The sequence below is a fragment of the Nocardioides sp. CCNWLW216 genome, assembly GCF_037120545.1.
GTDB classification, from domain to species: domain Bacteria; phylum Actinomycetota; class Actinomycetes; order Propionibacteriales; family Nocardioidaceae; genus Nocardioides; species Nocardioides lianchengensis.
Genome location: NZ_JBBBBJ010000001.1, coordinates 925,606 through 932,017, shown reverse-complemented (window position 1 = coordinate 932,017; position 6,412 = coordinate 925,606). Strand labels below are relative to the sequence as shown.

9 protein-coding genes are annotated in these 6,412 nt (G+C 72.2%); 2 read left to right on the top strand and 7 right to left on the bottom strand.

Features of this window, described 5'->3' with window-relative positions:
• Positions 1-130: 130 nt before the first annotated feature.
• The 6 genes from V7S47_RS04375 to V7S47_RS04350 all read right to left on the bottom strand — a co-directional run bounded on the left by V7S47_RS04375 (position 131) and on the right by V7S47_RS04350 (position 3,801).
• Complete coding sequence (locus V7S47_RS04375) at positions 131-301, bottom strand: hypothetical protein (protein ID WP_170866923.1); 171 nt, start codon at positions 299-301, stop codon at positions 131-133.
• A 136-nt stretch (positions 302-437) separates the two neighbouring features.
• Positions 438-632, bottom strand: a complete 195-nt coding sequence (locus tag V7S47_RS04370) for a hypothetical protein (protein ID WP_090850769.1) — start codon at positions 630-632, stop codon at positions 438-440.
• A 31-nt stretch (positions 633-663) separates the two neighbouring features.
• On the bottom strand, positions 664-828 hold the full coding sequence (locus tag V7S47_RS04365; protein WP_170866922.1) for a hypothetical protein: 165 nt from the start codon (positions 826-828) through the stop codon (positions 664-666).
• A gap of 64 nt (positions 829-892) precedes the next feature.
• The gene (locus tag V7S47_RS04360) at positions 893-1,207 is read right to left on the bottom strand and encodes a WhiB family transcriptional regulator (RefSeq protein WP_090850767.1); all 315 of its coding nucleotides are present in this window, start codon (positions 1,205-1,207) and stop codon (positions 893-895) included.
• Between the two features lie 105 nt (positions 1,208-1,312).
• Positions 1,313-1,537: a hypothetical protein gene (locus tag V7S47_RS04355; protein WP_090850764.1), complete on the bottom strand. Its 225-nt coding sequence runs from the start codon at positions 1,535-1,537 to the stop codon at positions 1,313-1,315.
• A gap of 224 nt (positions 1,538-1,761) precedes the next feature.
• Positions 1,762-3,801, bottom strand: coding sequence for an ATP-dependent DNA helicase UvrD2 (locus tag V7S47_RS04350; RefSeq protein WP_336560422.1), 2,040 nt, complete (start codon positions 3,799-3,801; stop codon positions 1,762-1,764).
• Positions 3,802-3,879: 78 nt separating this feature from the next.
• On the opposite strand from V7S47_RS04350, the gene V7S47_RS04345 reads away from it, so the two are divergent.
• On the top strand, positions 3,880-4,131 hold the full coding sequence (locus V7S47_RS04345; protein WP_090850760.1) for a mycoredoxin: 252 nt from the start codon (positions 3,880-3,882) through the stop codon (positions 4,129-4,131).
• A gap of 3 nt (positions 4,132-4,134) precedes the next feature.
• Here the strand turns inward: V7S47_RS04345 and nudC are convergent, their stop codons facing one another.
• Entirely contained in the window at positions 4,135-5,043 is a 909-nt protein-coding gene (gene nudC / locus V7S47_RS04340; RefSeq protein ID WP_336560421.1) for an NAD(+) diphosphatase, read from the bottom strand.
• Between the two features lie 133 nt (positions 5,044-5,176).
• Between nudC and aztD the strand changes: the two genes are divergently transcribed.
• On the top strand, positions 5,177-6,412 hold the full coding sequence (gene aztD / locus V7S47_RS04335; RefSeq protein WP_336560420.1) for a zinc metallochaperone AztD: 1,236 nt from the start codon (positions 5,177-5,179) through the stop codon (positions 6,410-6,412).

Here is a 6,412-nt window from a genome sequence, read left to right as displayed (position 1 = left end):
TCGGTGATCGAGTGCCCGTGAGGGACGAGCGGGTCTCGCGGGTTCGGTGATCGAGTGCCCGTGAGGGACGAGCGGGTCTCGCGGGTTCGGTGATCGAGTGCCCGTGAGGGACGAGCGGGTGTATCGAGATTCACCACCACTCGCTGTCGAGCTTGCCCTCCATCGACCGCAGGTGCTCTCGGGAGCAGGTCGGGCAGAAGGTCCGGGTCCGGCCGCGCTCGACGGCCGTGGTCCAGGTGAGCGCAGTGGCCGGGTCGTCGTCCTCGCTCTCCCGGCGGCCGCAGAAGTCGCAGGTCCGCATGTCGCCACGGTAGTCCGCCGAGCCGGCACCACGGGTGCTGACTCGGCGGGAGACGACAGGAGCCGGACACGACCTCGGTGGTCGTGCCCGGCTCCTGCATCAGACACCCGCGATCAGGGTGCGTCGGGTGGTCGCGTCACAGCGCCCGGGCGAGAGCGAGCCGCGCCTGCTGCGCAGCCTGCTCCGCCTTACGGGTGAGGCGAGCCGCGCGAGCCATCTGGTGGCCGCGCCGAAGGTGCTGCGCCTCTCCCAGGCGCGCGGACATTTGTGCGCGGGCCAGGTCTTCGTTCATGAGACTCATGTCGGTGCTCCGGTTCAGGTAGGTGAACATGTCGGGTGATGGTCCTTCGGTGGTCAGGCGCTCAGAGCGCGCGGGCGAGGGCGGTACGAGCCTGCGACGCGGCGATCTCCGCGCGGCGGGTCATGCGGTGCGCGCGGGCCAGCTGGTAGCCGCGACGCAGCTGCTGCGCCTCTCCCAGGCGCGCGGACATCTGCGCGCGGGCCAGGTTCTCGTGCATGAGGTTCATCTCGGTGGTCCTTCTCGGAGGTGGTACGTCGGGTGGATGGTGGTGCGGATAGTGCTGGCGCCGCTCACGCGGCGGTCTCGTTCTTGCGGGGCCGGCCCCGGGGCCGCTTGCGCGGGATCACCGCGCCCTGGAGGAAGAGCTGGCCGCCCCAGACCCCCCACGGCTCACGCCGCTCGAGGGCGCCGTCGAGGCACAGGGACCGGACCGGGCACTCCTGGCAGAGGGCCTTCGCGAACTCCACGTCGGCCGGCGACTCGGCGAACCACAGCTCCGGGTTCTTCACCCGGCACGGAAGCAGCTCCTCGTCGACCCGCTCGGCCTCGTCGTGCAGCTGGCCCAGGCTGGCCGCTTCGGTGCGGTCGAGAACACTGATGGTCATGTTTCACCTCCTTCGAATCTGATCGCGTGCGTCTGATGGACAAACAGAAAGGCCGCGTATCCCGGTGTGGGATCCGCGGCCTGGAGGCGAACGACGCAGTGTGTCTCAACTGGTCGGTGGACTCCAGGCAGTGGTCCCCGGGACGTAGGCCGTGGCGAAACCCAGGCCGCCCTTGATCGGGGTGGCGGTGCGCTCGCGCTCCACGGACGTGCCGATGCCGGCAAAGCCGAGATCGGTGCCCCGCACGGACGCGTCGAAGGCGTGGCCGCAGGTGGGCAGGGCGAAGCGCGACGGGGTCTGGACCGTCGTCATGAGCTTGTTGCTGGCCATCGGGAGCCACCTCCTTCGGTGCGTGTCGTGCGCCGGTCTTGCCGAGACCGTGGTGCGCGGTTTGCTTGGTGAGGGAAAGTTACCGTGGGCGCTCGGTAAGGAGCAAACGATTTTATGACTATTTCTGGATTTCTTTTTCAACCGCTCCGACGCAACCTCGCGAGGCCTTCCGGCGTACGGTCCAGCACGGTCCGGATCTCGCTCAATCACGCGGGATCCAAGGCTCAGACGACCAGCTCGAGGACGTCCTCGCCGTAGCGCTCGACCTTCGAGCGGCCTATACCACTGATGCGCTGCAGGGCCTGGGGCGTGCGGGGCTTGTGCTCGGCGATCAGCTGCAGCGTGGCGTCGGTGAAGATGACGAACGCGGGCACGCTCTCCGCGCCCGCGCGGGTCGTGCGCCACTCGCGGAGCCGCTCGAACAGCTCCTCGTCGTACGACGCCGGGCAGTCGTCGCAGCGCCCCCGCTTCTTCTCCGCCCCGGTGTCGAGCGGCTTGCCGCACTCGCGGCAGCCCGCGACCTTGCGACTGCGCGGGCGGACCCGGTCGGCGGTGGCGTCCTCGGGCAGCAGCGGGTCCAGGAAGCGCGAGGGCTTGCGGCCGGCCCGGCCGCCGGGGTTGCGGGCGAGCGCCCAGGAGAGCCCGAGGTCGAGCCGCGCACGGGTCATGCCGACGTAGAGCAGGCGGCGCTCCTCCTCGACCGCGGCCGGGGTGTCGGCGTAGGTGATCGGGAGGGTTCCGTCCTGGAGCCCGCACAGGAACACCGAGTCCCACTCGAGGCCCTTGGCGGCGTGGAAGGTCGCCAGGGTGACGCCGTCGGCCACCGGCGCGTGCTGCTCGGAGGCGCGTCGGTCGAGGTCGTCGACGAAGCCGCCCAGGTCGCCTCCTGCCCCGGCGAACTCGATCGCCTGGGAGACCAGGGCCTGCCAGGACTCCCACCGGTCGCGGGTCTGTCCGCGGGTGGTCGGGGCCTCGGAGGTCCACCCCATGCCGGCGAGGGTGCCGTGCACCGTCTCCAGCAGCTCGTCGCCGGTCGCCTCGCCGAGCCCGGAACGGGCGGCCCCCCGGATCCGGGTCACCGCCTCGCGGACCTCGGGACGGTCGAAGAACCGCGCCGCCCCACGCACGACGTAGGGGATCCCGCGCGCGGCGAGGGCCTCCTCGAACGACTCGGACTGGGCGTTGATGCGGAACAGCACCGCGACCTCGCTGAGCGGCCGACCCTGCTCGCGCAGGGTCCGGATCCGCGAGGCCACCGACTCGGCCTCGGCCACCTCGTCGGGGTACGGCGTGTAGCTGACCGTCGGCCCCGACGGTCGCTGGGCCTGCAGCCTGACCCCCTGGCTCGACGAGCCGGCCAGCAGCGAGTTGGCCGCCCCCACCACCTCGGGCGACGAGCGGTAGTTGCGCACCAGCTCGACCGAGGTCGTCCCGGGGAACTTCCTGCCGAAGTCGCGGAGGTAGTCGGCGTTGGCGCCGGCGAAGGAGTAGATGGTCTGGGCGGGGTCACCCACGACGCAGAGCTCGTCGCGGCCGCCGAGCCAGAGGTCGAGCAGGGCCGACTGCAACGGCGAGACGTCTTGGAACTCGTCGACGACGAACCATTTGTACTGGCGGCGGACCTGGGCCGCGACCCGCTCGTCGTCGGCGAGTAGGCCGGCGGTGAAGAGCAGGACGTCCTCCATGTCCATCCGGCCCTGGGTGCGCTTGACCTCCTCGTAGCTGCCGAAGACCCGCCCGACCGTCTCGGGGTCGTGACCGGTCACCGAGCGGCCCCGCGAGGCGGCCACGCGAGCGTAGTCGTCGGGGTGGACGTTGCTGACCTTGGACCACTCGATCTCGGAGGCGAGGTCGCGCAGCAGCGCCTGGTCGGCGGAGATCCGCTGGCGCCGGGCGGCGGAGGCGAGCAGCCCGATCTTGGACTCGATCAGCTGGGGCAGCTCGGTGCCGTGCACCGTCGGCCAGAAGTAGCGCAGCTGGCGCAGCGCGGCGGAGTGGAAGGTACGGGCCTGGACTCCCCCGGCTCCGAGCTGGCGCAGCCGCCCGCGCATCTCGCCGGCCGCCCGGGTCGTGAACGTGACCGCGAGGACCTCGGTCGGGGCGTAGACGCCGGTCGCGACGCCGTGGGCGATGCGGTGGGTGATCGCCCGGGTCTTGCCGGTGCCGGCTCCCGCGAGGACCCGCACCGGACCGCGCAGCGCCTCCGCGACCCGGCGCTGCTCGGGGTCGAGGGCGGCGAGGAGCTCGGCAGGCGCGGGGGGCATCGAGGGAACATCTCCTGGGGACCGGTGGTTGGATCTGATGGCAGCTCCAGACCCTAGACGCCGGAGGCGACAGTTCGAATGGCCAGCACGTTCACGATGTACTCGACCCCCTGGTGCGGCTACTGCCACCGACTCAAGAGCCAGCTCGACCGCGAGGGCATCGCCTTCGACATCGTCGACATCGAGCAGGTCCCGGAGGCCGCGGCCATCGTCGAGGCCGCCAACAACGGCAACCAGACGGTGCCGACCCTGGTCTACGCCGACGGCACCGCCCAGACCAACCCGAGCCTGATCCAGGTCAAGGAGAAGCTGGCCTCGCTGGCCTCCTGAGCCCTACCACTGGCCGGGCAACGGCCCGCCGTACCAGTGCTCGACGAGTGAGCGGCTGATCGAGACGCCGCGCGGCAGCACCACCCGGCCCGACTCCGCCTCGGCGCGGAGCTCGGCCCGGGTGAACCAGCGCGCCTCCTCGATCTCGTCCTGGTCGACCTCGATCTCGGTGGAGGTCGCCCGGCCGACGAAACCCAGCATCAGGCTGGCGGGCAGCGGCCACGGCTGGTTGCCGAAGTACTCGACGTCTCCGACGAGCACCCCGGTCTCCTCGGCGACCTCGCGCCGTACGGCGTCCTCCAGCGTCTCGCCCGGCTCGCAGAAGCCGGCCAGCGTCGAGAACCGACCCGTGGGCCAGACCGCCTGACGGCCGAGCAGGCAGCGCTCGTCCTCGGCGCCGGACTCGCCCGCGGCGACGATCATGATCACCGCGGGGTCGGTGCGGGGGAACTGCGTGCGGCCGCACTGCGTGCACCTCAGCTCGTGCCCAGCGGCCCGCGGCTCGAGCCCGCCGCCGCAGCGGGGGCAGAAGCGGGTCACGAAGAGCCACTCGGCCAGGCCGATCGCGTGCAGCAGCAGGGCCCCGTCGCCGAGCGTCCCGTCGGCCAGCGGCGCGAGCAGGTCGCGGACCCCGAACCAGTCCCCGCCCTCCTGGGCCAGGCCCGGGTCGGTCACCACGGCGAACCACGCCTGCCCGTCACGCTCCCCCAGCAGCACCCGGACGCCGTCCGGCGCCTCGTCCGGTGCGACCCAGTCGAGCCGACCGTCACGCGGCTGCACGCGGGTGCCGGCGACGACGAGCACCCGGGTCGCCGGGTCGGCCCAGCGCTCCTCGAGCCAGGCCTCGTCCTTGCGTCGTACGCCGAGGCGGTCGTGCGGGTTCTCGACGATCCGGAGGTGGGGCTGGGTCACGTCCCGAAGGCTATGCCGAGCCCCGGTGGACGACTCCGCCGAGTCGGCGCACAGGTGCGCCGAGTCGGCCGGATCATCCACAGACGGGCAGTCTTTTTGACAATGGTTCTCACTCCCGTTGAGAATCGTTCGCATGTTGAGAGCGCTGAGCACCCTGCCCCTGGCCGCCCTGCTGCTGACTGCCTGCGGAACCGAGGACGACTCCTCCTCCCCCGCCACCGCCCCCTCGTCATCCCCCTCGGCCTCCTCGGACGCCGTCGAGACCGCCGGACCCGAGGAGCGCGTCGCCGTGACGTACGACGGCGGCGTGCTCGTGGTGCGCGCGGAGGACGGCGAGGTGCTGCTCGACCAGCCGGTCGAGGGCTACCCGCGGCTCAGCCCCGCCGGCGACGAGCGGCACGTGATGGTCAGCGCGGCCGGCGGGTTCACCGCCCTCGACCTCGGCGCCTGGACCGAGGAGCACGGCGACCACGGCCACTCGTTCACCGTCGACCCGACGCTGACCGACTTCGTGGTCGCGGCCGAGGAGCCCGGGCACGTGGTCCCCCACCACGGCCGGACCGCGCTCTTCGACGACGGCACCGGCACCATCACCGCCTTCGACCCGCACGACCTGGCGGACCTCGCCGAGGGCGAGCCCCAGCTCGACACCTGGGAGCTGCCCGAGGCCCACCACGGCGTCGCCGTGCAGGACGGCCACGGCAACCTGACGCACACCGTCGGCGACGAGGAGTCGCGCTCCGGGATCCGGGTGACCACCGCGGCCGGGGCCGAGCTCGCGGCCAGCGACGAGTGCCCCGGCGTGCACGGGGAGGCCTTCGCGGGCGACGTCGCTGTCTTCGGCTGCGAGGACGGCGTGCTGGTCGTCGAGGGCCGGGACATCCGCAAGGTCGCGAGCCCGGACGCGTACGGCCGGATCGGGAACCAGGCCGGGCACGAGACGTCGCCGTACGTGCTCGGCGACTACAAGTCCGACCCCGACGCCGAGCTCGAGCGGCCGACGCGGGTGTCCCTGATCGACACCCGCGACGCGACCCTGCGGCTGGTCGACCTGCCCGCCAGCTACACCTTCCGGTCCCTGGGTCGCGCGCCCGACGGCGACGGGCTGGTCCTCGGCACCGACGGGGCGCTGCACGTGGTCGACGCCGAGCGCGGCCGGGTCAGCGCGTCCCTGCCGGTCGTCGACGCCTGGGAGGAGCCGACCGAGTGGCAGGAGGCCCGGCCGACGCTGCGCGTCGCCGGCGACACGGCGTACGTGACCGAGCCCGCGACCAGCGAGCTGCACGTCGTCGACCTGAGCACGATGAGGACGACGGCCACCCACGCGCTGCCGGTCGTCCCGGACGAGCTGGTCGCCGTCACGGGCTGA

Excerpts from the sequence above, each read along its gene's own strand:
- V7S47_RS04375 (WP_170866923.1), bottom strand. The coding sequence starts at position 301 with ATGCGGACCTGCGACTTCTGCGGCCGCCGGGAGAGCGAGGACGACGAC.
- V7S47_RS04370 (WP_090850769.1), bottom strand. The coding sequence starts at position 632 with ATGTTCACCTACCTGAACCGGAGCACCGACATGAGTCTCATGAACGAA.
- V7S47_RS04365 (WP_170866922.1), bottom strand. The coding sequence starts at position 828 with ATGAACCTCATGCACGAGAACCTGGCCCGCGCGCAGATGTCCGCGCGC.
- V7S47_RS04360 (WP_090850767.1), bottom strand. The coding sequence starts at position 1,207 with ATGACCATCAGTGTTCTCGACCGCACCGAAGCGGCCAGCCTGGGCCAG.
- V7S47_RS04355 (WP_090850764.1), bottom strand. The coding sequence starts at position 1,537 with ATGGCCAGCAACAAGCTCATGACGACGGTCCAGACCCCGTCGCGCTTC.
- V7S47_RS04350 (WP_336560422.1), bottom strand. The coding sequence starts at position 3,801 with ATGCCCCCCGCGCCTGCCGAGCTCCTCGCCGCCCTCGACCCCGAGCAG.
- V7S47_RS04345 (WP_090850760.1), top strand. The coding sequence starts at position 3,880 with ATGGCCAGCACGTTCACGATGTACTCGACCCCCTGGTGCGGCTACTGC.
- aztD (WP_336560420.1), top strand. The coding sequence starts at position 5,177 with ATGTTGAGAGCGCTGAGCACCCTGCCCCTGGCCGCCCTGCTGCTGACT.